General features: G+C 65.9%; 15 protein-coding genes. 8 read left to right on the top strand and 7 right to left on the bottom strand.

Features of this window, described 5'->3' with window-relative positions:
• Nucleotides 1-152: 152 nt before the first annotated feature.
• On the top strand, nucleotides 153-1,100 hold the full coding sequence (corA, locus tag ACB033_RS09410) for a magnesium/cobalt transporter CorA (RefSeq protein WP_005301617.1): 948 nt from the start codon (nucleotides 153-155) through the stop codon (nucleotides 1,098-1,100).
• 141 nt (nucleotides 1,101-1,241) lie between these two features.
• On the top strand, nucleotides 1,242-1,703 hold the full coding sequence (locus ACB033_RS09415; RefSeq protein ID WP_162519831.1) for a DUF2919 domain-containing protein: 462 nt from the start codon (nucleotides 1,242-1,244) through the stop codon (nucleotides 1,701-1,703).
• Nucleotides 1,704-1,716: 13 nt separating this feature from the next.
• On the opposite strand, the gene ACB033_RS09420 is transcribed toward ACB033_RS09415, so the two are convergent.
• On the bottom strand, nucleotides 1,717-2,469 hold the full coding sequence (locus ACB033_RS09420; RefSeq protein ID WP_139724769.1) for a hypothetical protein: 753 nt from the start codon (nucleotides 2,467-2,469) through the stop codon (nucleotides 1,717-1,719).
• A 251-nt stretch (nucleotides 2,470-2,720) separates the two neighbouring features.
• Here ACB033_RS09420 and ACB033_RS09425 point away from each other — a divergent pair, with 251 nt between their 5' ends.
• From ACB033_RS09425 to ACB033_RS09445, 5 genes are all read left to right on the top strand, one after another.
• A complete protein-coding gene (locus ACB033_RS09425) occupies nucleotides 2,721-3,950 on the top strand; it encodes a siderophore amonabactin export MFS transporter (protein ID WP_162519830.1) in 1,230 nt (409 codons plus the stop codon).
• Nucleotides 3,951-4,007: 57 nt separating this feature from the next.
• On the top strand, nucleotides 4,008-5,981 hold the full coding sequence (locus ACB033_RS09430; RefSeq protein WP_139724765.1) for a siderophore amonabactin TonB-dependent receptor: 1,974 nt from the start codon (nucleotides 4,008-4,010) through the stop codon (nucleotides 5,979-5,981).
• A 70-nt stretch (nucleotides 5,982-6,051) separates the two neighbouring features.
• Complete coding sequence (locus tag ACB033_RS09435) at nucleotides 6,052-7,068, top strand: amonabactin ABC transporter permease subunit 2 (protein ID WP_042050569.1); 1,017 nt, start codon at nucleotides 6,052-6,054, stop codon at nucleotides 7,066-7,068.
• A gap of 13 nt (nucleotides 7,069-7,081) precedes the next feature.
• Nucleotides 7,082-8,149: an amonabactin ABC transporter permease subunit 1 gene (locus tag ACB033_RS09440; protein ID WP_162519829.1), complete on the top strand. Its 1,068-nt coding sequence runs from the start codon at nucleotides 7,082-7,084 to the stop codon at nucleotides 8,147-8,149.
• Between the two features lie 43 nt (nucleotides 8,150-8,192).
• A complete protein-coding gene (locus ACB033_RS09445) occupies nucleotides 8,193-8,996 on the top strand; it encodes an amonabactin ABC transporter ATP-binding protein (protein WP_139724761.1) in 804 nt (267 codons plus the stop codon).
• Nucleotides 8,997-9,057: 61 nt separating this feature from the next.
• On the opposite strand, the gene amoD is transcribed toward ACB033_RS09445, so the two are convergent.
• Nucleotides 9,058-9,843: an amonabactin biosynthesis phosphopantetheinyl transferase AmoD gene (gene amoD / locus ACB033_RS09450; protein WP_162519828.1), complete on the bottom strand. Its 786-nt coding sequence runs from the start codon at nucleotides 9,841-9,843 to the stop codon at nucleotides 9,058-9,060.
• A gap of 156 nt (nucleotides 9,844-9,999) precedes the next feature.
• Between amoD and ACB033_RS09455 the strand changes: the two genes are divergently transcribed.
• Nucleotides 10,000-10,944: an amonabactin ABC transporter substrate-binding protein gene (locus tag ACB033_RS09455; protein ID WP_139724757.1), complete on the top strand. Its 945-nt coding sequence runs from the start codon at nucleotides 10,000-10,002 to the stop codon at nucleotides 10,942-10,944.
• Between the two features lie 75 nt (nucleotides 10,945-11,019).
• Here ACB033_RS09455 and amoH read toward each other — a convergent pair whose 3' ends face one another.
• The 5 genes from amoH to amoB are packed head-to-tail and all read right to left on the bottom strand — an operon-like array spanning nucleotide 11,020 to nucleotide 23,714.
• Entirely contained in the window at nucleotides 11,020-12,564 is a 1,545-nt protein-coding gene (gene amoH, locus ACB033_RS09460) for an amonabactin biosynthesis glycine adenylation protein AmoH (protein ID WP_139724755.1), read from the bottom strand.
• On the bottom strand, nucleotides 12,561-18,893 hold the full coding sequence (amoG, locus tag ACB033_RS09465) for an amonabactin biosynthesis non-ribosomal peptide synthetase AmoG (RefSeq protein ID WP_139724753.1): 6,333 nt from the start codon (nucleotides 18,891-18,893) through the stop codon (nucleotides 12,561-12,563). Before amoG ends, amoH begins: the two co-directional genes overlap by 4 nt.
• A gap of 14 nt (nucleotides 18,894-18,907) precedes the next feature.
• Complete coding sequence (gene amoA, locus ACB033_RS09470) at nucleotides 18,908-19,657, bottom strand: amonabactin biosynthesis protein AmoA (protein WP_139724751.1); 750 nt, start codon at nucleotides 19,655-19,657, stop codon at nucleotides 18,908-18,910.
• A gap of 20 nt (nucleotides 19,658-19,677) precedes the next feature.
• Nucleotides 19,678-22,779 (bottom strand): amonabactin biosynthesis non-ribosomal peptide synthetase AmoF, encoded by a 3,102-nt coding sequence (amoF, locus tag ACB033_RS09475; RefSeq protein WP_371140478.1) that lies wholly within the window; start codon nucleotides 22,777-22,779, stop codon nucleotides 19,678-19,680.
• Nucleotides 22,776-23,714, bottom strand: a complete 939-nt coding sequence (amoB, locus tag ACB033_RS09480; RefSeq protein ID WP_371140479.1) for an amonabactin biosynthesis bifunctional protein AmoB — start codon at nucleotides 23,712-23,714, stop codon at nucleotides 22,776-22,778. The genes amoF and amoB overlap by 4 nt, the downstream gene beginning before the upstream one ends.
• Between the last annotated feature and the right edge of the window lie 23 nt (nucleotides 23,715-23,737).

A 23,737-nucleotide genomic window follows, 5' to 3' on the forward strand; every position in this document is an offset into this window, starting at 1 on the left:
TGACAAGCGCGGCCCGCCCCTGTATAGTTCGCCGCATTCAGGTTTTCCATCGGCCCGTTCAGCTTGTCCACGGGATCGCTTTCTACGCGCTCTAAGGCCGCATGACCTGTGCAACCATCCCTGATTACCCATGACTTCTTAAGGGGGGACAGATGATCACCGCCTACATTCTCAATAACAAGGTACTGGACATAGTCACGCTCGGGCCTGACGACATAGTGCCTGACAACACCGTCTGGCTGGATGCCTACAAGCCGGACACGGCGGAACGAGAATGGTTGACGGGCCTGTTTCTGGAAGAGGTGCCCGACAAGGAGGAGCTCGATGACATCGAAGCATCCGCCCGTTTCTACTGGGATACCGACGGTCTGCACATTCACTCCCTGTTTCCCCAGCGGATCGGCCGTGACACCAAGGGTGTGCACGTCTCCTTTACCCTGCGCAACAATTTGCTGATCAGCATCCGCGAGGATGACATCGGCCTGGTGCGCCTGCTGCGCCACTACATGCGCCAGGACCGGCTGGAGGTGGAAGACGCCCTCGACATCCTGCTGGAGGTGCAGAACCTGAAAGTGGAGTACCTCTCCGATCTTATCGAGGATGGCTACAAGACCCTGGAAAACACCGCTGATCAGATCTTCGAGCCGGACCAGATCAATCCCATGCTCAAGGAGTTGATGGCCCAGGAAGAGGCCAACGGCCAGATCCGTCTCTCCCTGCACGATACCCGTCGCGCCCTGCGCTTCTTGAAACGCAGCCTGCGCCAGCGCATGACGGGCGAGCAGAACAAGTGGATCGACGAGATGCTGCACGACGTGGAGTCCCTGCTGCCCCACACCCAGTTCCTGTTCGACAAGATCAACTTCCAGCTGGAGGCCTCCATGGGGGTGACCAACCTGGAGCAGAACAAGGTGATCAAGATCTTCTCGGTGGCAGCTGTCATCTTTCTGCCGCCAACCCTTATCGCCAGCATCTACGGCATGAACTTTGGTCGCATGCCGGAGCTCGCCTGGGAGTACGGCTATCCCCTCTCCCTAGTACTGATGGTGATGTCATCGCTCGGCACCGGTCTCTTCTTCAAGCGAAAAGGCTGGCTGTAACGCTGCTGTCTGACAAATAAAGAGTCGCGGATTGGGGGGGCCTGGCCCCCCGATTAATTCCCGCTCCCTGCCCCGCCTTGCAAAGGGCGCCTCATCGCCCCATATCCCCTTCATCCTTTGCACAGACGAACCCGGGCAACCATGACCCTCTACCCCGAACACAGATATGACGATCACGGCCAGCTGCGTCCCCCGCTCTGGTTCTGGCCCATCGCCCTCTTGCTGACCCGCTCGGTCTGGCTGTTTCTGATGGCCGGCGTCACCCGCGAGAGCGGCAGCGCCATCCTGACCCTCTTCTACCCGGACCGGCTCACCCTCTACATCAGCCTGCTGACCGACGTGCCCGCCATACTGGCGCTGCTCGCCTGCGGCGGCACCTATCAGCAGACCCACAGCCTCCGGGCCAAGCTCAGGCGCCACAGCCCCTTGCTGCTGCTCTGCTCTGCCATCAGTGGCCTGCTGATGCAACTGCACAGCCTCAATCTGCAGAAGTGGTCGTTCAGCTGGCCCACCGCCCTGGTGCTGGTCGCCACCCTCTGGTCACTCTGGTATCTGCTGCGCAGCCGCCAGTTGCGTGAATACGCGGTGGATCAACCCCACTGAAGGGCGAGTCGGCTCACTGGCGCGTGACCCGGATCTGCAGGGTCTGGCGATCGCTCTGACTGCCACTGCCCCCCTGCAACTGGGTACCCAGGCTGCTGCCCTGCTGCGCCGCGCTGGTGGATAGCTCCCCCACCGTCAACCACTGACCGGGGGCACCGCTCACCTCGGTGGCACTCTGCCCCCGGTTGATGGTGCCCTGCTCCAGCCTGGCCTGCTCGCTGCTGAGCGCTATCTGTACCCTGTCGCCAATCAGGGTGGCGGTGGCATAGAGGCCGTTCACCAACGGCATCAGCCCCACCACCTGGCCACCGCGCCACTGATAGAAGGTGACCGGCTGATAGGTGCCCATCTGCAATAGCACGGGTCGACCCGACAGGCCGCGTACCTGCCAGCTGTCGTTCTGGCTGCGCTGATACTGCTGGGCATTGCCCTCCAGCAACCACTGCCGCTTGGCCGCATCCCGGCCCAGCCCCACACCGGCCTGCTGGCCGCTGGAAGCGCCATCCACCCGCCACTCAATGAGCAGGCTCTGGGGCGGCTGGTTGAATTTGGCCAGCGCCGCTTCGGCCTCCTGCAGCTGGGCAGCGCTGCCGCTCAGCACCAGCTGGTTGCCCATGGCGCTCACCCCCAGCTCTGGATAGAGATCCTTGAGGGTCTGCACCGCCGCCTGCGTCTCGAATACCGGGATCACCTTCACTTCGGCCCGCAGCGGCAGGCACCAGAGCCCCCACAGCAGCCAGAGTCCAAACCCGTGCCATCTTCTCATCTTCTCCTCCCGTCCCACTCTGCGACCCTTCACGTCATCGGCCTGATCATCACCTGGTCATCATGGGCCATCCCGCTCGCTTTTCAATGATTTTGCCCGTGAGCGGTGAACGCCGTGCAGGTCAGGTCCTTCATTTTTCGATGAAAAGAGCGGAGATAGATCAAATAACACAAATAAAAATGATTACCATTTGTTGTCACGAAAAAATCGCTCGGATACAATTCGGTCTCATTTTTTCGAGCTTGCCGTCGATGAAGCCAGTGACCACCACCCCCGCCGCCATCCACCTTGCCCTGCTGGTCAACATGCTCTCCATGGGCAGCATGATGATGGTGATGCCGCTCGGGCCGGATCTGGTCATCAGCCTCGGCATGCAGCCGGAGCAGACCGGCTACTTCAGCGGCGGCGCCACCTTGGGGGCCGCCCTGATGGGCCTCATCGCCGCCCCCTGGCTCGATCGGGTCAATCGCAAGCCCGCCCTGCTGGTACTGCTCACCCTGCGTTTTCTGCTGCTGATGGCCTGCGCCCTGGTGCAAAACAGCCAGCAACTGCTGGTGCTGTTCGTCCTGTCCGGCTGTGTGGCCGGGCCGCTCGCCGCCATCTTGATGGCGGCCGTGCTGGATCTGGTGCCGCCCGCCGAGCGGGGCCGCCGCCTCGCCTACGTGGGCATGGCGTTCTCCCTGGCCGCCATTTTGGTGGTGCCCATCGCCCTGGTGCTGGCCCAGTGGTTTGGCTGGCAGAGCCCCTTCCTGCTGTTTGGTGTCTGCGGCCTGCTGCTGGCCCTGCTCTGCGCCACCCTGCTGCCTTCGCTGCCGGTCAGCCGTGCCCCTCACGGCAGCGGTCTGCGCCAGTTGCTGGGATCGCCGCTCTGCCAGGGGGCCCTGTTCATCCTCTGTTTGCAGATGTTCGGCCACTTTCTGCTGATCCCGCACTTTGCCAACTACTTCCAGTTCAACCTCGCCTTCCCGCGCGAGCAGATCGCCGCCCTCTATCTGTGCGGCGGCCTCGCCAGCATGGCCACCATGCGGCTGTGCGGTGGCTGGATTGATCAGGGCCGTGCCCAGGCCGCCATTCTGATCACCAGCCTGCTGCTGACGCTGATCACTTTGCTCGGTTTCGCCATGCCGGTCGGCGTGCCCGTCTACCTGCTGTTCACCCTCTTCATGGCGCTGAGCTCGGCCCGATCCAGTTCGACCCTCGCCATCACCGCATCCATCCCGGCCCCTCATCAGCGCGCCGCCTTCATGTCTTTTCAGGGCACGGTCACCAATGTGGCGGCCGGGCTTGGCAGCCTGCTCTCGGCCAGGGTGCTGGTGTCGGATCAGAGCGGCGCCCTGCACGGCTTTGCTGGGCTCGCCTGGATCAATATCGGCTGCGGTCTGCTGGCCTGCGGCGGTGTCTGGCTCCTGCTCAAGGGGCTGGCACAGACAAGGAACAACAATAACCCCGAGTCTGGCCCCGCCAGACAAGGAAGTCAGTGAGCCACCGGTCCCAGAGCCGGACCCCATAACCTCTGTTTTATTCATGGAGTTTTGACTATGCAGTTGCAGCCCGGCGTCTTTCGCCTGAACCCCATCCTGCTCTCCCTCGGTCTTATCGCCCTGCCGGGCCTGGCCCAGGCCGAAGCGCCCAAAGCCAACGAGACCCTGGTGGTCACCGCCACCCAGACCAAGCACACCGAGCTCTCCGCGCCGGCCAGCGTCTCCGTGGTGACCCGCGCCGATCTGGACAAGATGAACGCCAACAACATCGGCGAAGCGCTCAAGCACGTGCCCGGCGTCAACGTCATCGGCACCAACCCCACCGGCCGCAACGAGATCAAGATCCGCGGCATGGGCGGCGACTACACCCTGCTGCTGATCAACGGCAAGCGGGTCAACGCCCGCGAGACCCTGGGCAGCTCGTTTGGCAATGACTTCGACTTGAGCTCCATCCCCATGGCTGCCATCGAGCGCATCGAGGTGATCCGCGGTCCCGTCTCCTCCCTCTATGGCGCCGACGCCCTCGGTGGCGTGGTCAACGTGATCCTGCGCCAGGCCAAGGAGCAGACCGAGGCCGCCTTCGGCTACACCCACACCATGCCCACCAAGGGTGATGGCGGTGATGCCAACCGTGGCAACGCCTTCGTCTCCGGCGCCCTGATCGACAACAAGCTGCTCGGCAGCCTGGTGGTGGAAGGCTATCAGCGCGACCGCTGGCACAGCGATCAGTCCAACAACAAGGACGCCGATGCGCTGGAGAAACGGGAAGTGGTCAACATGCTCTCCAGCCTGAAGTGGCTGGTCAGCGATAACCAGGATGTGGAGTTCGATCTGGGCTACAACCAGAACGACATGGACAGCTACTTCAACAACGTGCCGCGCGCCCCCACCGCCCCGGCCACTCCGCACAACGTGCAAAAACTCGATCGCCTGAGCCTGGGGGTCACCCACAACGGCCGTTGGGAGCACTTCGACAGCCGGGCCCGCTACTACTTCGAGCAGACCGATCTGATGGATGACTCCCAGCTCAACGGCGGCTCGGCCGACGTCACCCAGACCAACCACACGGTCGACGGCCAGCTGAGCGGCTACCTCGGGGATCACCTGCTGACTTCCGGCGCGGAATTCCGCAAAACCGAGCTGGAACACAGCCGCAGCATCACCAACGGCAGCGTGGATGCGAGCCAAAGCGCCCTCTACCTGCAAGACGAGTTCGGCTTTGGCGATCTGGCGCTGACCCTCTCCGGTCGTCTGGATCACCACGAAACCTATGGCAACGAGTTCAGCCCGCGTGCCTATGCACTCTACAAGCTGAGCGACGAGTGGGTGATCAAGGGCGGCGCCGGCAAGGCGTTCAAGGCCCCGACCCTGGCCCAGTCCAGCGAAGGCTTCGCCACCACCGCCTGCCGCGGCGCCTGCAAGGTAGTCGGCAACCCGGATCTGAAACCGGAAACCGCCGTCAGCTACGAGCTGGGCACCGCCTATGAGGCAGAGCGCTTTGGCGCCGGCCTCACCGGCTTCCACAACGACATCGAGGATCTGATCCAGAGCGATCAGTGGGGCCCGGGCTATCGTCCGAGCGTGATGACCTACCTCAACGTCAAGAAGGCTCGGGTCAAGGGGCTGGAGCTGACCGGCTGGGTCGATGTGATGGACGACGTCAAGCTGACCGGCAACTGGACCATGCTGGACTCCGAAGACAAGAGCACCGGCGACGATCTGGCCAAGACCCCGGATCACACCGGCAACCTGAGCCTGGATTGGCAAGCCACCGAGATCGTCAGCACCAACCTGGCCTGGCAGTACGTGGGCAGCCAGTTCATCAAGGTGCCGATGCACAACTCCCAGGCGCTCAAGTCCGACAGCTACCAGACCCTGGACGTCAACACCAAGTGGAAGGTCACCCCGGCGCTCGACTTCAAGCTGGGCATCACCAACCTCACCAACACCAAGCGTGACCAGGTCGCCACCGACGCCGACTTCATTCTGGAAGGTCGTACCGTCTACGCCGGCGTGGATTACAAGCTGTAAGCCCCGCAGGGGAGTCCGTCAGGGCTCCCCTCTTTCTGCTGTTATTGCCTCGACATGAAGGAGTAGCCGGGTGCAGAGACACCAAACACACCTGTTCTGGCTGGGAGTGATCCTCCTGTTCCTGCTGATCTGTCTGTCACTGGCCACTGGCGCCGGTGTCTATGGTGGCCGCGAGGTCGCCGGTTTTCTGCTGGGCGATCCCGCCCTCGTGGCCGATGAAAAACTCGCCATGATAGTTCATACCCTGCGTCTGCCCCGCACCCTGTGTGCCCTGGTGGTGGGCGTCTCCCTGGCGCTGGCGGCCTCCATGCTGCAAAGCGCCACCCGCAATCCGCTGGCCGAACCCGGCCTGCTCGGGGTCAACGCCGGCGCCGTGTTCGCCCTGGTGATTGGCCTCACCTATTTTGGCGTCGAATCCGCCTACGGTTACCTGCTCTGGTCCGGCATGGGGGCCCTGCTCGGCAACCTCATCGTGCTGGGCCTCGGCCTGATGGTGGGGCGCTCCAACCCCCTCAAGCTCATCCTGGTGGGGGTAGCCCTCTCCGCCACCTTCGGCGGCCTCTCCAACTTCCTGCTACTCTCCAACCAGGTAGTGCTGGAGCAGTTCCGCTTCTGGAATCTGGGGTCGCTGGCCGCCTCGGATCTCGATGCGGTGCTCACCGTGATGCCCTTTGCCCTGCTCGGCCTGCTGCTGACCCTGGCGCTCTGCCGCCAGCTCACCCTGATGCAGATGGGTGACAACCAGGCGCTGGCGCTCGGCATCCGGCCGACCCGGGTGCGCATCGGCGTGCTCTTGGCCGCCACCCTGTTTACCGCCTGCGCCATCGCCATCGCCGGCCCCATCGGCTTCGTCGGTTTTCTCGCCGCCTACTGCGCCCGCCTGGTGGAGCCGGTGCGCCTCGCCATTCAGGTGCGCTTCTCCGCCCTGTTCGGGGTGCTGTTTCTGCTCGGTGCCGACATCCTGGCGCGCTGGCTGATCCAGCCGTTCGAGCTGCCCAACGGGGTGATCCTGGCGCTGATCGGTGCCCCCGTGCTCATCCTGGTGGTGCGCAGCGGCGGCTTCCGCTCCCTGCTGGCCGTCAAATAAGGTTGCCTGCCTCATGAACAATTCCATCCATCCCTCCCCCAACACGGCGCTTCCCACCGGCACCATCTGCCTGCGCATTGGCAGCCGCACCCTGTTGCTGCACCGCCGCGCCTGGCTCATCACGCTGGGGCTCCTGGTGGCCCTGGTGCTGCTTTCTCTGCTGGCGCTGACCCTGGGCTCCGGTAAGCTCACCATGCTGGGGGTGATCCAGACCCTGCTTGGCGAGGGCAACCGGCTGAGCGAGGTGACCGTCTTCAAGATCCGGCTGCCGCGCATCGTCGCCGTGCTGGTAGCGGGAGCGGCCATGGGCCTCTCCGGCTGCCTGGTGCAGACCCTCATTCGCAACCGCCTCGCCACCCCGGACATGATCGGGGTCAACGAGGGGGCCTCCTTGGCCATCATCGCCTTCTCCCTCTACCTGACCCTCGGCAGCTGGCCCTGGTGGGCCGCGCCGCTCGGCGCCCTGTTTGCCGCCGCCGTGCTCTATGCCCTGTGCAACAAGCCGGGGGAACAGGGCTACCTGTTCGTGGTGATCGGCATCGGCGTCTCCGAGCTGATGAACGCCATCGGCCAGTTCGTGATGTCCACCCAGTCGCTGGTGCACCTCACCAGCCTCTACCTGTGGAACATGGGCAACTTCGTCGGCCAGGGTTACAGCACAGTGCTGCCGGTGGGGATCCTGATCCTGCTGGTCTGCCCCTGGATTATCTATCTCTCCCGGGCCCTCGGCGTGCTGCGCCTCGGCCCCGTCACCGCCCAGAGTCTGGGGGTGAACGTCAATCGGGTGCAGCTCGGCGTGCTGGCCCAGGCCATCGTCGTCGCGGCGCTCGGCACCGCCATCGGCGGCCCGGTGGTGTTCATCGCCATGGCGGCCCCTGTGCTCGCCTCCTGGCTCAGCCGGGATCGCATCGTGCCGCTGTGGATTGCCGCCCTGTGCGGCGCCCTGCTGCTGCTGGCCAGCGACACCCTGGTACGGGTGCTGGCCAGCCCCCACGAGGTGGCCACCGGCATCATGACCCGCATTCTCGGCGGCCTGCTGCTGCTGTTCATCCTGCTCAAAGACCGCCAGAAGGCCGACTGACGATGCCATTCATCCATTTTCAAGACAGACCGAGGGCCACCTGATGACGCTCACCATCAATCACCTGCAATTTGGCTATCAGCACAAGCCCGTCTTCAAGGACATCTCCTTCACCATTCCCCAGGGCAAGCTGGTGGGGATCGTTGGCCCCAACGGCGGCGGCAAGTCCACCCTGCTCAAACTGCTGGCGGGCCAGGAGCAACAGCAGGCCGGCGAGATCCTGCTCAAGGGCAAGCCGCTGGCAAGCTACGGCAAGAAGGCGCTGGCCCGCGAGCTCGCCTACCTGCCCCAGCGCCCGCTGGTGCCCGCCGGCATCCAGGTCGAGCAGCTGGTGCAGTACGGCCGCCATCCCCATCAGGGCTGGTTCAATCAGTGGAGCGAGGAGGATGCCCGCATGGTACGCTGGGCCTGCGAGCGGATGCAGCTGGGCGACATTCTGCAGCAGAGCGCCAGCTCCCTCTCCGGCGGCCAGGCCCAGCGGGTGTGGCTCGCCATGGTGCTGGCCCAGGATGCGGACATCATCCTGCTGGATGAACCCACCAGCGCCCTCGACATCGGTCACCAGACCGAGGTGATGGAGGCCATCCACCAGATCACCGCCGAGGGCAAGACGGTGCTCATCGTCATCCACGATCTCGCCACCGCCGCCCGCTACTGCGACGAGCTGATCGCGCTGGGGGATGGTGGCATCCAGGCCATGGGGCCGGCCCGCGAGGTGGTGACCAAGTCCCTCATCGACCGCCTCTACCAAACCGACGTGGACATACTGCACGCCCCCGGCGACGGCGCCCCCATCATAGTGCCGCGCCGCAGGCCGCACGCCTTTGCCATGAAGCAGCAGGCCTGAGCCCCATCCAAAAACCACCGAGAGGCGGTTTTTGGATGTTTGCAGCTCGGCGCACCGCCACTCACAGCAGCAGGCTGGTGAGCACCCCGCCCGGCCGTGTTTGCCAGTGCCCTGTTTGCCAATGCAGTGCCTGCCAGTACATTGGCTGCCAGTAGAGCGTACAGCGCCAACCGGCGGGCAGTGTCGGGGTCAGCGAGTCCACGAGTTCGAGGGTGAGGGTCTGCTCCGTCATGGTCAGCCAGCGGGCATCGAGAAAATCAAAATAGCGCCCCACCCTGGGGTAGAGCGCCTTGAACAGGCTCTCCTTGGCCGAAAAGATCAAGGTGAGCGCCTCAGCCCTGCTCAGGCCGATGGCAGGGGCAGCGGCCGCCAGCCGGGCCCACTCCTCCCCGCTGGCAATGCCGGGCCAGAGCTCGCTCGCCTGCCCCTCTGCCAGCCAGCCCTCCAGATCCAGCCCCATCCCCGCCCGGCCGGGGCGCGCCGCACACAGGGCCATGCCGCGCCCTTGCAACAGGCTGTGGCTGATGCTGCCCTCAAACCCCGCAGGCCAGCAGGGTTCGCGGGCGTTGCCGATGGCCACGGGGTGCTCCGCGAGGTTGAAGGGGCGCAGGGCTTCGCGGGCCGCAAGACGCCCCGCCAGAAACTCCCCCAGCCGCTTGGGGGCCGCGCGCTGCAAGCTGGCGGGCAGCACCATGCCGGCCGCATCGTAACAGGCCGGGGTGAAGGCGGCGGGGTCAAAGCAGACCCGTTGCAGCGCCAGATGCGCCGCGCCGGGCAGCGGCAGGCTGTCGGCCTGCACGATAAAGCGGTCCAGTGAACAGGCTGGCGCGGTGGCAATGAACATCACGAAGAGCCCTTGGTGGATGAGCCCGCATGGTAGCAAATTGCTCCCTCCACACACCACAAACACAAATGACAATTCTTATCATTTGAATTTGTGGTAGCATGAGTTCGCCCGTTTGGGACCCAGTGTTCCACTGATTTCACCAAGAAGGATGTAACGATGAAGATCTCCTCTCCCCTGGCTGCCGTGCTGATGCTGGCCAGCCTGGTCGGCTTCCAGGCACAGGCCGGCAGCGAGACCCGTCAGGTGACCGATGCCGACGGCAAGACTCAGGTCGTACCGGCCCAGCCCAAGCGGGTGGTGGTACTGAGCGAAATCGATCTGGACAGCGCCCTGACCCTGGGGCTGCAACCGGTCGGCACCGTCAATGGCCGTGGCCAGTCCACCCTGCCCCGCTACCTGCTGCAACAGGCAGGCAAGGAGATCGCCGTGGTCGGCGATCTGGACAACCCCAACCTGGAGAAGCTGATCGATCTGGAACCCGACCTCATCCTCACCGGCCAGACCAAGCCCGAGCTGCTGGCCCTGCTCAAGGAGATCGCCCCCACCGTGGTCACCGGCAACTGGGGTGACTCCTGGAAAGAGATCTTCAATCGCAGCGCCCACGTGCTGAACCGGGACGCCGAAGCCAAGACCTTCCTCGCCCAGTATGACGCCCGCCTGCACCAAGCCCGCAGCAAGCTCGCCAAGCATCAGGGCGAGCGCCTGAGCATAGTGCGCTGGAACCCCAAGGGCCCGAGCTACATGCACAGCGGCACCTTCGCCAGCAGCGTGGTGGAAGAGATGGGGCTGACCCGGCCGACCCACCAGATCGGTGACAAGACCCCCCACTCCCCGGCCCTGAGCCTCGAATCCCTCAACCTGCTGGACGGCGACTGGCTGGTGATCGGCACCCTGAGCGCCAGCGGCGATGCGGTGGATGCCATGAAGCAGGCCGAACAGACCCCGGCCTTCCAGCAGCTCGGCGCCATCAAGAGCAAGCGCTTCGGCGCCGTGGATGGGTCGCTCTGGACCTCCACCGGCGGCCCCCAGGCGGCCCTCAAGGTGATCGACGACGTCGAGCAGCTGCTGGCCAAACCCGATGCGGCCCCCATCACCCAATAAGCTCTTGCGATGAGCGCCCACAAAGAAGCCCGCATCTGCGGGCTTCTTTTTTATCCATGGCTTTTAACGTCCAACTTATTCCGGCAAGGGCAGCGCCTTTCTGTCCAGCTTGCCGCTGCCGGTCTTGGGCAGGGCATCCAGCAGGATGAGCCGCGCCGGCACCATGTAGTGCGGCAGCGTCGCCTGCAGCCCCTTGCGCAGGGCCAGCCGGTTGAGAGTCACCCCGCTTTTCGCCTCCACATAGCCCACCAGCATGGCCTCGTCCCCCTCGCCCACCAGACGCACCGCCGCCTCCTGCACCCCGGCCTGACGGCGCAGCCCCGCCTCCACCTCGCCGAGCTCGATGCGAAAACCGCGCAGCTTGACCTGATCGTCGCGCCGCCCCAGATAGAGGAAATGGTCCGTCCCCAGCCGCCGTACCCGATCGCCGGTGCGATAGAGGCGATGGGTGGCAAGGCGCAGGAAGGCGGCGCGGGTCAAGGCCGGCTTGCGCCAGTACCCCTCGCACAGGGCCGGGCTCTCGATGCAGAGCTCGCCGCACTCTCCCTCTGCCACCGGCCGCCCCGCCTCGTCCAGCACCCAGTGCCGATAGCCGGGCAGGCTGTGGTTGATGGTGATCTGGCCATCAGTCGGTGGCCAGCGCACCTCGCTCACCAGCGACCAGACGGTGGCCTCGGTGGGCCCATAGCAGTTCCACAGCCGCCGGGTGCGAGCACAGAGCTGCTCGGCCAATCCCAAATCCAGCGCCTCGCCACCGCACAGGGCGGTGAGGGAATTGCGCCCCTGCCAGCCGGCCTTGAGCAGCATGCGCCAGCAGGCCGGGGTGGCCTGCAGCCAGTTGATGGAGGGGTCGGCCTCGAGCAACGCCTGCATCCCCAGCGGATCCTTGTTGTGCTCGCCGCCGGCCACCGTCAGCCGGCCACCGCCCCAGAGCGGCCCCAGCATCTCCAGCAGGGAGATGTCGAAGGCCGGGGTGGTGATGAAGAGCCAGTGGCAGCTCGGTGAGAGCCCGAGCCGCTCGCGGATCCCGTCGAGGAAGCAGAGCAGGGCCCGCCGGCTGATGACCACCCCCTTGGGCTCACCGGTGGAGCCCGAGGTGAACATCATGTAGGCAGCCAGGGCGTCATCCACCTGGGGCCAGGAGACGGGCCCTGCCGCTGCCGGCCCATCGAGGGTGCGCAGCGGACAGCCGAAGACGGGGGCCAGCCTGTCGCCATCGCAGATCACCGCCGACAGGCGCGCCTGGCGGGCGATCCCCTGCAGCCGCTCCACCGGAAAATCCGGTTCAAGGGGCACGAAGGTGAGACCGAGGCGCAGGCAAGCCAGCAGGCTGGCCACCAGATCAGGGCTGCGGGAGAGATAGAGGCCGACCCGCTCCCCCACCGCCAGCCCCTGCAAGCGGGCGGCAATTTGGGCCACGCGATCATTGAGCGCGCCGTAGCTGAGCCACTGCTCATCTGAGCCGCCCTCACTGATCCCCTCCCCGCCCATACGAATGGCGGGGGCCAGCGGGGTGGCAGCGAGGCAAGCCGCCAGCCGCGTGCCCAGGTTGGCCACCCCCTTGGGGGCGCCTCTCAGGGGTGACACGGCCGGGGCCTTATGCTTGATGGTCACCGTCATAGCACGGCCTCCGTTTGGCGCACCAGCCAGTGCTGATAGAGCCGGCTGGGGGATGGATGAGCCTTGAGGGTTTGCAGGGTGAGCTGCGCCCGATCCTGGCCAAACGCCTCGTTGATGGCCGCCAGCAGGGCGAGCTGCTGTACCGAATCCACCCCGAGTTCACACAGGGTCTGCTGCCAGATGCCGGGCACGCCGCACTGGCGCTCCCACAGGGCCACCAGCGCGCGGGCCTCGGCCGGTGGCTGAGCCAGGCCGGGCTCAGCTCTGGTGGCGGCCACTTGCGTGACTGTCGCTGCAGTGGCTGTCGATGGTGTGGCAGCCCCTTTCGCTGGGAACGGCGCGGCCGTCGCCACTCTGGCCGGCTGGCCCAGATCCGCCTGCGCCAGCCAGCCAAGCTCGGCCAGCCAGTCAGCAAGCACCGCCTCGGCCCGGGCCTCGGGGATCTGCTCGCCATCGAACTCGAGGCGCAGCTGGAGCGTCTCGCCCCGGCTGCTGACCACGAGCGACAGAGGAAGCTCCACCTTCTCCACCACGGCGCCAAAGCGCGGCACCAGCTGGTGGGGTTCGGGGGCGGCAGGGGCCGCCGGCATGGGGTAGTTCTCGAACACGAACAGGCTCTGGAACAGGCGCGCCCGACCTTTGGTCAGTGCCGCCAGCGACTGGGTGCCGTGCTCATTAAGCGCCATCAGATCGGCCTGCAACCGGGCGATATGCTCGGCCAGGGTCAGCTCGGTGCGCCACGCCAGCGCCAGCGGTAGGCTGTTGATGTAGAGCCCGACGCACGCGGTGATCCCCTCGATGGGGTAATCCCGGCCCGGGGTCACGTTGCCCACCAGGGTGACGGCATCACCAGAGCGGCGTGCCAGCAGACGGTGCCAGGCATATTGGGCCAACAGGCCAGCAGTCACGCCAAGGTCGCGGGCACGGCTCGCGAGCAAGGTTGCCACCTCGGTCGGCAGCATCGTGGCACACAGCGCCGGTCGCTGCTGGGTATGGCGCCCGCTTGAGCTAGCGTCCAGCGTCACCCCGAACAGGCAGGCGAGATCGTTGGGCTTGGCCAAGAGCTCGCCCCGCCCCTGCCAGTAGGCGTCGGCGCTGCGGGCTTGGCTGGCGATATGGCGACCAAATTCGAGCCAGGCGGTATCCGGCTCGCCCTGAGGCAACAGGCCGTTCATCAGCGCCTGATAGCCGCGATGCAGGGAACCCAGCAACACGGGGCCGCTCCAGCCATCCAGCACGCCGTGATGGGCGCTGAAGATCACCTTGTGGTGATCGGGGGCCAATTTGAAGCAGGCAAGACGCAGCAGGGGTGCCTGCTCCAGCGGGATCGGGCGGGCCAGATCCTGCTCGCGGTAGGCCTGGACCCGTGCCTCTGCATTTCCCACTTCAGACAAGTCCTCATAGTGGAATGGCAACTCGGCGCACTTCATGATGCGCTGCAGCGCCACCCCGTCCGCCAGCACCAGTTCGCTGCGAAGGGCTGGCCAGCGGGCGATCTGCCCCTGCCAGGCCTGACGGTAGACCGCCACGTCCAGCGGCTGGTGATAGTCGAACTCGGTCTGCAGGTGATAGGCGTGATCCCGGGGCAGCAACGCCCTGTGATGGAACATGCTCTGCTGAAGCGAGGTCATGGGCAGCAGGGTCTCCACCTCGCGCCCGCTCAGCACCCGATCGAGCGCGGCTTGCGAGAGAGCGATCCCCGGGAAGTCGCTCGGGGTGTGGCGCGGAGCCTTCACCGCGCAGCAGTGCTCCACCAGCGCCGTCAGGTTGTCCGCCAGCCGCGCCATCAGGGCGTCGCTCGCCTGCTGGTTGAGGGCGCCCACCTGGCGCAGGGTGAGGCGGCCGTTGTAGACGCCACCGTGCAGGCTCACAAGTTCGCGCGGCAGGTTGTCAGGGGACGTGGGAGCCCCCGGTGCCATCGGCAGGGGCTGCCAGGGCTGAGCAACCTCGCCCTGATGACTGACCCCCAGATAGTTGAAGACCACCAGGGCTTCGGGCAGCTCCCAACCACGTGGGTGGTGCAGCCGCAGGGCGTTGAAACCCACCCCCTTGTTCGGCACGGCGCGCAGCTGCTCCTTGGTGGCGCACACCAGCGCATCCCACGCCCCGGCATCCGCTAGCGCCAGCGGATAGGTGCTGGTGAACCAGCCGAGGGTACGGCTCACGTCCAGTTCCGCATCGATGGCCTCACGGCCGTGTCCTTCCAGCATCACGCAATGACGGCTGCCGTAACCCTGCTCGCTCAGGGTACGAGTCAGGGCCGCCAGCAACAGGTCGGGCACCCGGGTGAAGTAGGCCTGGTTGGCGGTGTCGATGAGACGAGCCGTGGTCTCCTGACTCAGCTGCAGCAGGCTGGCGGCGGCGCGGCCATCGGCGGCGCGCGCCGCTTCCAGCAGCTGACCCTGGCTGCCCTCCCCCTGCGCCAGCCAGAAGCCAAGCTGATCCTCTTCCCGTTTGGCGTAGGCCGCGAGCCCCTCACCCCACTGGCGATAGCTGCTGCCCTTGGCGGGCAGCGGCTCGCCCCTGCTCACCCGGGCCAGATCTTCGGCCAGAATGCGCCAGGAGACCGCATCGATCACCAGGTGATGGAAGGCGAGGAAGAGCCCCTCCACCGTCTCGCGATCCCCCTCGCGATCGCCCTCCAAGGAGAGATTGCGCAGGCGGGCCCAGGCCAGGGTGTGGCCGCTGGCAGGGTCGAAATCTCCCTGCAGCTCGGTCAGGCGGGCCTGCAGTTCGGCCTCATCGAGATTGGCGGCATCCAGGGTCGGTAGCGGCGGCAGCGCCAGCTCGGCCAGGTAGCGCTGGCCGGTCGGGGTCACCGCCAGGCGCAGGGCATCGTGGTGCTGGCGCAGGGTATCCAGCCAGCCGCGCAGGGCCTCATCGTCCACCCCGGCCGGCAGGCGCAGGATCACCCCCTGGTTCCAGTGACCGGGCCTGGCAAAGCCCTGCTCGAAGAACCAGTGCTGAATGGGGTGGAGCGGGAACTCGCCGGTCAGGCTGCCCTGCTCGCTCCTGTGGCTGACGGCCTGCTGCTGGCAGAGCTGGCGGCAGAGGCGGCGCACCGTCTTGGCTTCGAACACGTCCTTCACGCTGCAGTGCAGCCCCGCATCCCGCAACCGGGTAGTGAGCTGGATGCTGAGGATGGAGTCACCGCCCAAGCGGAAGAAGTCATCCTCCACCCCGAGCGGCTGCTTGAGCACCCCTTGCCAGATGGCAAGCACGGTCTGCTCCAGTGCGTTTTGCGGCTCGCCCTTGCTCTGCTGCCAGACGATGGCGGGCAGGCGGCGCAAGTCCAGCTTGCCGTTGGGGGTGAGTGGCATCTCGGGCAGCCAGCAGAGGCGCGCCGGCACCATGTATTCGGGCAGGCACTCGCCGGCCCGCTGCAGCAGGGCATCGCCGTCGGGCTCGCTCGCCCCGGCCTGCAAACAGGCATACGCCAGCAGGCGCCCCTCCTGCACCACCACCTTGATCTGACGAATGGACGGGCACAATTCGGCAAGCCGGGTCTCTATCTCCCCCGGCTCGATGCGATAGCCGCGCAGCTTGATCTGCTCGTCTATCCGGCCCAGATACTGGATGTTGCCATCGCGGCGCAGCAGGGCCCGATCGCCGGTGCGATAGAGGCGATATGTGCGTTCCTCATTCGTTGCATCAAAGGCCAGCTCGATAAAGGCCTCCTGGGTGCGCTCCGGCAGATTGAGGTAACCGCGGGCCAGCCCCAGCCCCGCCAGGCAGAGCTCGCCGGGCACCCCCACCGGGCAGAGGTTGCCCGCCTCATCCAGGATCAACGCCTTCAGGTGGTTGACGGGTCGACCTATGGTGATGGGCGCCCCCGGGGTGAGCCGCGCGCAGAGCGCGGTGACGGTGCACTCGGTCGGGCCGTACATGTTAAACAGCGCCACCCGCTCCCCCCAACGCTCCACCAGGCTGCTCGGGCACGCCTCGCCGCCAAAACCGATGGCCTTGAGGGAGCCGAGCTCCACCGGTGGCAGCAGGTTCGCGAGCAGGGCGGTCGGCAAAATCATATGGCTGGCACCCCGAGCGATCGCGGCACCGATCACCCCCTCGCCCGGCTCGCCGAAGTGCAGGGCCGCGCCGCAGTAGAGCGGCAACAAGGCGGTCATGTTGCCCGCATCGAACGAGAGGGACATGCAGTTGAACATGGCGCCACTCTGATCAATGGCGATGCGCTCGCCGTGATCCGCCATCAGGTTGACCAGGCTGCCCTGCTCCACCATGACTCCCTTGGGCAGGCCGGTGCTGCCGGAGGTGTAGATGATCTGGGCCAGCATGGCGGCGTCCCGAGGCAGTGCGGGCATGCTGGTTGGCATCTTGTCCAGCGCCAGCCCGTGCAGATCGTGATATTCGGCCGTCGTGCCCTTGATGGCCTCGGCAAGCCGCGGATCCGGCACGCCCCCCAGCACCAGGCTGATGGATGCATCGCCGAGGATATGAGCCAGCCGCTCAGCGGGATAGGCAGGATCCAGCGGCACATAGGCCGCCCCCGCCTTCCAGCAGGCGAGCAGGGCGATGACGAAGGCGACATCGCGTCTGGCCTGGATGCCGATGGCGGCGCCCGGGGTGACGCCCTGAGCCAGCAGCCAGTGAGCCAGCCGGTTGGCACGCACCTCCAGCTCGCCATAGGTCAACGATTGCGCGCCGTCGCTCACCGCCAGCGCGCCCGGCAACTGCGTGGCCCGCCGCTCGATATGGCAGAGCAGGGTGTCGCGGCTCGGGTAGTCCGGCGGCAGGTCGGCAAGCTGTGCGGCCAGCGCGGCTTGGTCGGTGCCCGCCTCCAGCGGCAGTTGCCAGATGTCGGTCTCGGGGGCCGCCACCACGGCGCGCATCAGGTGCAGCAGGCGATCGGCATAAGCCTGGATAGTCTCTCGCTCGAACAGGGCGGTGGCAAACAGCCAGTCCACCCGGACGGAGTCCATCAGCTCGGTCACCTTGACCGAGATGTCGGTCTTTGCCGGCAGCACAGGCGAGGTCTCCTCCACCAGCTGGCAGCCGGGGATGAGATCGTTGAAGTCCACCTTGGCCTGATAGACCAGCATGATCTGGAAGATGGGGTTGATGGCGGTGGTACGATCAGCGCCGATGGCCTCGGCCAGCGCCTCGAAGCGGTAGAGCTGGTGATCGAAGGCCGCCAGATCTTCCTCCCGGCACTGCTGCAGATAGTCAACAAAGCTGGGCTTGCCGCTGAGTTGAGTGCGCAGCACCAGGGTGTTGACGAAAAAGCCCACCAGCGACTCGATCTCGTGGCGCTCACGATAGGCGAGCGGGGTGCCGATCACCACCTCCTTCTCGCCGCTCTGGCGTACCATCAGCAGGGCAAACAGGGCGTGCAGACCGATGAAGTTGGAGGTGCTGTGGCGCTGACAGAGGCGCTTGAAGCTCTCCCACAGCTCATTGTCGATGGTGGAGAAGACCAGCTCGCCGCCACTGTCTTGATGGGCCGGACGCGGCTTGTCGAGCGGCAGACCGTGCACCTCGGGGCTGCCACCGAGCCGGTCGACCCAGAACGGCTTGAACTCGGCGTGATAATCGAGAAAACGCGGTGAGTTGAACCAGCGGGCATAGTCGATGTAGGTGAGCGGCAGCTCGCTCACTTGCAGGGGTTCGCGGTTCTGGTGGGCAAGAAAGGCGCGCTTGAGATCCGCGAACATGTTCTTGACCGACCAGCCGTCTGAGATGATGTGATGCTGGGTGATCAGCAGCACGTGCTCGCGGCTGCCCAGCCGAATAAGATGCACCCGGCTGAGATCCCCTTTGGTCAGGGAGAAGGGGCGGCCTATCTCCTCGCGCACTCGGCGGGCCACATAGGCCTCGCGCTCGGCTGCGGGCTCTGCGCTCACATCCTCAATCTGCAACTTGAAGGGCGTGTGGGGCAGGATCTCCTGCGCGCCCCTGCCCGCCTCGTCCTTGATGAAGCGGGTGCGCATGCTGGGGTGGCGCGCAAACAGGTGGTCGAAGGCAAACTCCAGCGCCGCCGTGTCCAGCTCTCCCTTGACGCGAAAATAGACCGGCATGTTGTAGAGGTGGGAGGCCTCTTCATACTGTTCGATAAACCAGAGCCCGCTCTGGGAGGACGAGAGCGGCCCCTGCCGGGCACCCTCGGCATCACGTTGCGCAAGAATGGGCGCCTCGAAGGCGGCACGGGCCGCCAGGCAGCGCACCAGCTCATCCTTGTGGGCCTTGATGGTGGCGCCGATGGCCGGCGTCACCGCCTCCTTGCTCGACTGGGAGATAAGCTGGCCCTTGTCGTTCAGCGCCAGCTTGACCCCCTGCCGTTCCAGCTGTTTCAACAGCAAAATCATATTGTTCATCTGTTTCTCAAGCCTCAGGCACTCAGGGTGGCGCCGCCGTCGACGACCAGATCCTGCAGCGTGATGTGGCTGGCCAGATCCGAGGCCAGGAAGAGGACGGTATGGGCGATCTCCGCCGGAGTGGCGACCTTGCGCAGGGGGATGCCGAGCTTGAACTGCTCCGGCAGCCCGGCAATGGTGCGGGCCATGGCCTCCTCGCTTGGCAGCATGCCGCGCAGCATGGGAGTATCCGTCGAGCCCGGCGACACCAGGTTGGCGCGCACGCCGAAGGGGGCCAGCTCCAGTCCCACCGTCTGGGTCAGGCTGGTGACCGCCGCCTTGGAGGCGCAGTAGGCCGCCATCTGCATGCGCGGCACATGGGCGGCGTTGGAGCCGATGGTGACGATGGCACCGTGCTGCTGCCCCTTGAAGTGGGGCACCAGGGCCCGCAGCAGATAGAAGACGCCGCTGGCGTTAACCGTCATGCAGTCGTGCCAGTCGTCATCGCTTAAGGTTTCGGTGGGGCCGAGGCGCAGTACCCCGGCCCCGTTGACCAGCACATCGAGCCCGCCGTCCGCCAGCAGCGCTGCGCAGCAGGCGTTGACCGCCTTCGAGTCGCCAATATCGAGCAGCCGGGTGGCATAGGGGTAGTCGGCTTCGGGAAACGCCAGATCCAGCCCCACCACGGCGGCGCCGGCCGCCACGAACTGCGTCGCCACCTCGCGGCCGATGCCGCGCCCGGCCCCGGTCACCCAGACCCGCTTGCCAGTGAAATCAAAGGCCATTGCTTGTTGCTCCTTATCCATCACCACACCATCTCCACGCTCTCTTCGTCCTCGGCAAGCAGGCCGTCGAGGAAACGGCAGAAGTCATCCAGCCGAGGGTGATCGAACACGTCGGAGACCTTGACCTGCACCCCGAACTCGGCGCCGAGCCGGTTGACTATCTGGATGGTCTGCAGGGACTGGCCCCCCAGTTCGAAGAAGTTGTCGGCAGGCGACATGGTGGCGAGCCCCAGGATCTGCTGCCAGGTGGCGCCGACCCGGTTCTCGGTCTCGCTGCCCAGGGTCAGGGCTTCGCCGCCCGCCTGGTAGGCGGCCAGCAGGGCCTTGCGATCCAGCTTGTTGGAGCCGGTGCGGGGCAGCTGGTCATAGTGGCGATAGTCGGTGGGGATCATGGCGGCAGGCAGCACCCTGGCCAACTGCGCCTTGATGACCCGGCTGTCGCGCTCCGCCCCCGCCACGAAGGCCACCAGCCGGCGCACGCTGCCGATGCTCACCCCCTGCACGCAGGCCTCATCCACCCCGGGCAGGGCCAGCAGCTGGGCCTCCACTTCGCCGGGCTGGATGCGATAGCCGCTTATCTTGAATTCGTTATCGCGCCGACCGAGGTAGACCAGCCGGCCGTCTACCAGCCGCACCTGATCGCCGGTGCGATAGACGGGCATCGGCTCAGCACCGACACGCAGGGTGCCAAAGCTCCCTTGTACGCCCCCCACATAGCCATTGGCCAGCTGCGGGCCGAGCAGCACCAGCTCGCCTTCCTCGGCAGGTTGCTCCCCCGCCCCCAGGATGAGCGCCTGCATGCCGGGCAACGGCAGGCCGATGGGCAACTGGGTCTGGCTCGGATCTTCCTGCTGCAGCTCCTGGGTGGTCACCACCACGGTCGTCTCGGTGGGGCCGTAGGTGTTGAAGAGGCGCACATCGGAGCGGCCCTGACGCTGCCACTGGACCAGCTGCTCGGGATAGACCGCCTCGCCGCCGATGATGACGGTGGTAAGCCCGGCAGGAATGTGGGCCTGACCCGCCGTCAGCGCCACCACCCACTCGTTCCAGAACGCGGTGGGCAGGTCGAGGTGGGTGATCCCCATCTGCTCCACCCCGGCTGCAAAGGCGGGCATGGATTCGAGCAGGGCGTCGGTGCGCAGCACCAGGGTGGCGCCGGCGCTCAGGGTGGCGAACACCTCCTCGATGCTGGCGTCGAAGTTGAAGGGGGCAAATTGCAGCATCCGCGCCTCTTCATCCAGAAGATAACGGCAGCGGGCCGCGGCGGCGAAGTGATCCAGCGCGCCGTGGCTCACCGCTACCCCCTTGGGCAGACCGGTCGAGCCCGAGGTGAACATCAGGTAGGCGACGGCGCGGCCGGCGGCCGGCTGGTTCAAGCGGTTATCGCTCACCAGATCCCCCGCCAGCAGGGTGCGCCCCTCAAACAGGCTGGCCAGCTTGTGACGGTACTCGGCCTGGGTGATCAGGGTCTTGACCTCCCCCAGCCGCAGAATATGGCCCTGGCGCTCCAGCGGCTGCTCGGGATCGAGCGGCACGTAGACGGCGCCCACCAGCAGCACCGCCAGCTGGGCGAAGATGGCCTGGGGGGTCCGGGCCAGCATGACCCCCACCTTGTCGCCAGGGGCAACGCCTGCGGCTTGCAGGGCAGCCGCCATCTGCTCGCAGCGGGCCAGCAGCGCCTCGTAGCTGAAGCGGGCCTCTCCCTGCGCCGTGCTCTGAATCAAGGCAATCTTGTCCGGGGTCTGGGCGGCGAAGTGGCAGAGCGCCTCCAGCACCGGCCGCGCCTTGATCACTTCATGGGCGGGGCCGGCGATCAGGCCGCTGGCTCGCTGCTCGGCCAGCCAGTCGGCCTTGAGCGCACCCAGGGTCTGGACGGGCTCGGCCAGCCAGCGCCCCAGCAGGGCAAACAGAGTATCGGCGATGGCCGCCAGATCCCCCTGCTGGTAGCAGCCGGGGTTGGCGTCCAGATCCAGTCTGGGCTGACCATCGACGCCGACCTGCACCTCTATGGTGAGATCCTCCACCGGGCCGGCGCTGATGTTGAGAATATGGGCAGATAGCGGCCCGAAGCGGCGAGCGTGATCGAACGGCATGATGTTGACCAGGGGGCCGAACAGGCGCTTGTCGCCCCCCACCAGGCCAAGGTCGCGGCGCAGCAGCTCGTAGCGGTAGTGCTGGTGCTTGCGCACCCCGCGCTTGGCCTTGGCCACGGCGCCGGCGGCTCCCGCCAGATCCAGCGTCTCATCAAGCGCAAGAGCCAAGGGGGTGATATTCATCTGCATGCAGGGCACGGTCAGCGACGCCGAGCCGATGCGGTTCATCATCATCAGGCCGAGCAGGGTCTTATCCTGGCCGCTCGCAAGCGACAGCTGGGCAGAGAGGCCAGCCAGCAGCAGATCGGGCCAGCCCAGCTTGTGCTCGTCGGCAAAGCCGGTCAGGGATTGCCAGAGCGCCGCTGGCAGCGGGCGGCTCTCGCGGATAAAGTCGGCGGCAATCGGCGCGCGGGTCTCGCCAAAGGACTTCACCTCGGGCCAGCCTTGCAGCTGCTCCTGCCAGAAGGCGCGGGCGGCGTCGTTCTTGCCGCTCTGCTCGCGGCTCGCCTCTTCGGCCAGCACCTCAGCCAACGAACCGAAGGGCGATGGGGAGTTCATCTCACCGGCCAGCCCCTCTGCATAGAGCTCGGCGATGCGCTGGAACAGCAAGGTGGTGCCAAAGCCGTCGAGGGCGATATGGTGCACGCAGCTGTAGAGATAATCGCGGCCGGGACCGCGCAGCAGGGCAAAACGGCAGGGCGCTTCTTGGGTCAGCTCGAACGGGCGGCGCAGATCGGCCCAGGCCCAGGCGCGGGCCAGCGTCTCGTCATCGCGCTCGAGGGAGACCTCTTCATAGGCCAGGGGCAGATCGGCCGGGACGAAGCAGACCGCCTCCTTATCGTCTTCGAAGTGGCCCTTGAGCGCCTCGCACTCCCCCACCGCCTTGGCAAGGGCTGCGACCAGCACGGCCGCCTCGACCTTGCCGTCGAAGGCGATGCACTCGGCGGTGTTGAACATCGCCTTGTCGTCATTGAGCAGATGTCCGGACCAGAGCCCCTGTTGGGGGATGGTCAAGGGGAAGCGGTTCATGGGGTCACCTCCAGCGCCTGAGCTGCCAGCTTGGCCTCGATGAGGCGCCACCAGCCGTTGAGGGTCGGCAGCTTGGCGAGATCCACGAAGCCGAGCTCCACCCCGGCGGCGCGCCACTCGGTGAGCAGGGCCATGATCCGTACCGAATCCAGACCGTAGTCGATGAGGTTCTCGTCAGGATCAAACTCCCCTTCGTCCTCGTCGATATGACTCAGCAGCCGCGCCTTGAGCCCCTCGTAGGTCAGTAATGGATTGGTCAGCAACGGATTGGCGGACAACGAATTGCTCTGGGCAGCAGAAGCGGACGCCGGGGCGAGCGCCAGCACCTCCTCGCAGCGGATCACCTTGCCGCAGCGGGTCGCCACGTAGTCGAGCGCCATCTGGTGATCGGCCAGGGAGAAGTCCGCCACCCCGTCCGCCAGGAAGAAGGGCTGGATGTCGCGCATGAAGGCGTCGCAGGCGGTCATCATGCAGCCGATATGGCCGTAGATGCCGCCGATGATCAGCTGATCCCGTCCCAACTCTTTGAGCATCTGCTCCAGCTCGGAGCGCTGGAAGGCGCTGTAGCGCCACTTGACCAGCACGGTGTCGTCACGCTCTGGGCAGAGTGCTGCCACCACCTGCTGCTGCTCGGGCCGCTTGTTGAGCCCCGGGCCCCACATGTCGTTGAGCAGGGCGCGATCTTCAGGGGATTGATCCTTGGGCTGGGCGGTGTAGAAGACCGGAATGCCGAGGGCCTTGCACTGCTTGCGCACGGCGGCCAGGCGCTCGGTGAGGGCTGCGATCAGCGGGCTGTTTTCACCATAGAAGGCGGTGAAGTACTCCTGCATGTCGTGGATCAGCAAGGCGGCGCGTTTGGGTTCCAGGGTCCAGTCGACCTTGTTGGCCTTCCACTGGCTGGGCATGGCGTAATTGTTCAGGGTTGGGATAGCCATAACGTCATGATTCCTTTTTAGTT

The organism is Aeromonas sp. S15(2024) (genome assembly GCF_041402265.1).
Classification (GTDB): Bacteria; Pseudomonadota; Gammaproteobacteria; order Enterobacterales; family Aeromonadaceae; genus Aeromonas; species Aeromonas dhakensis.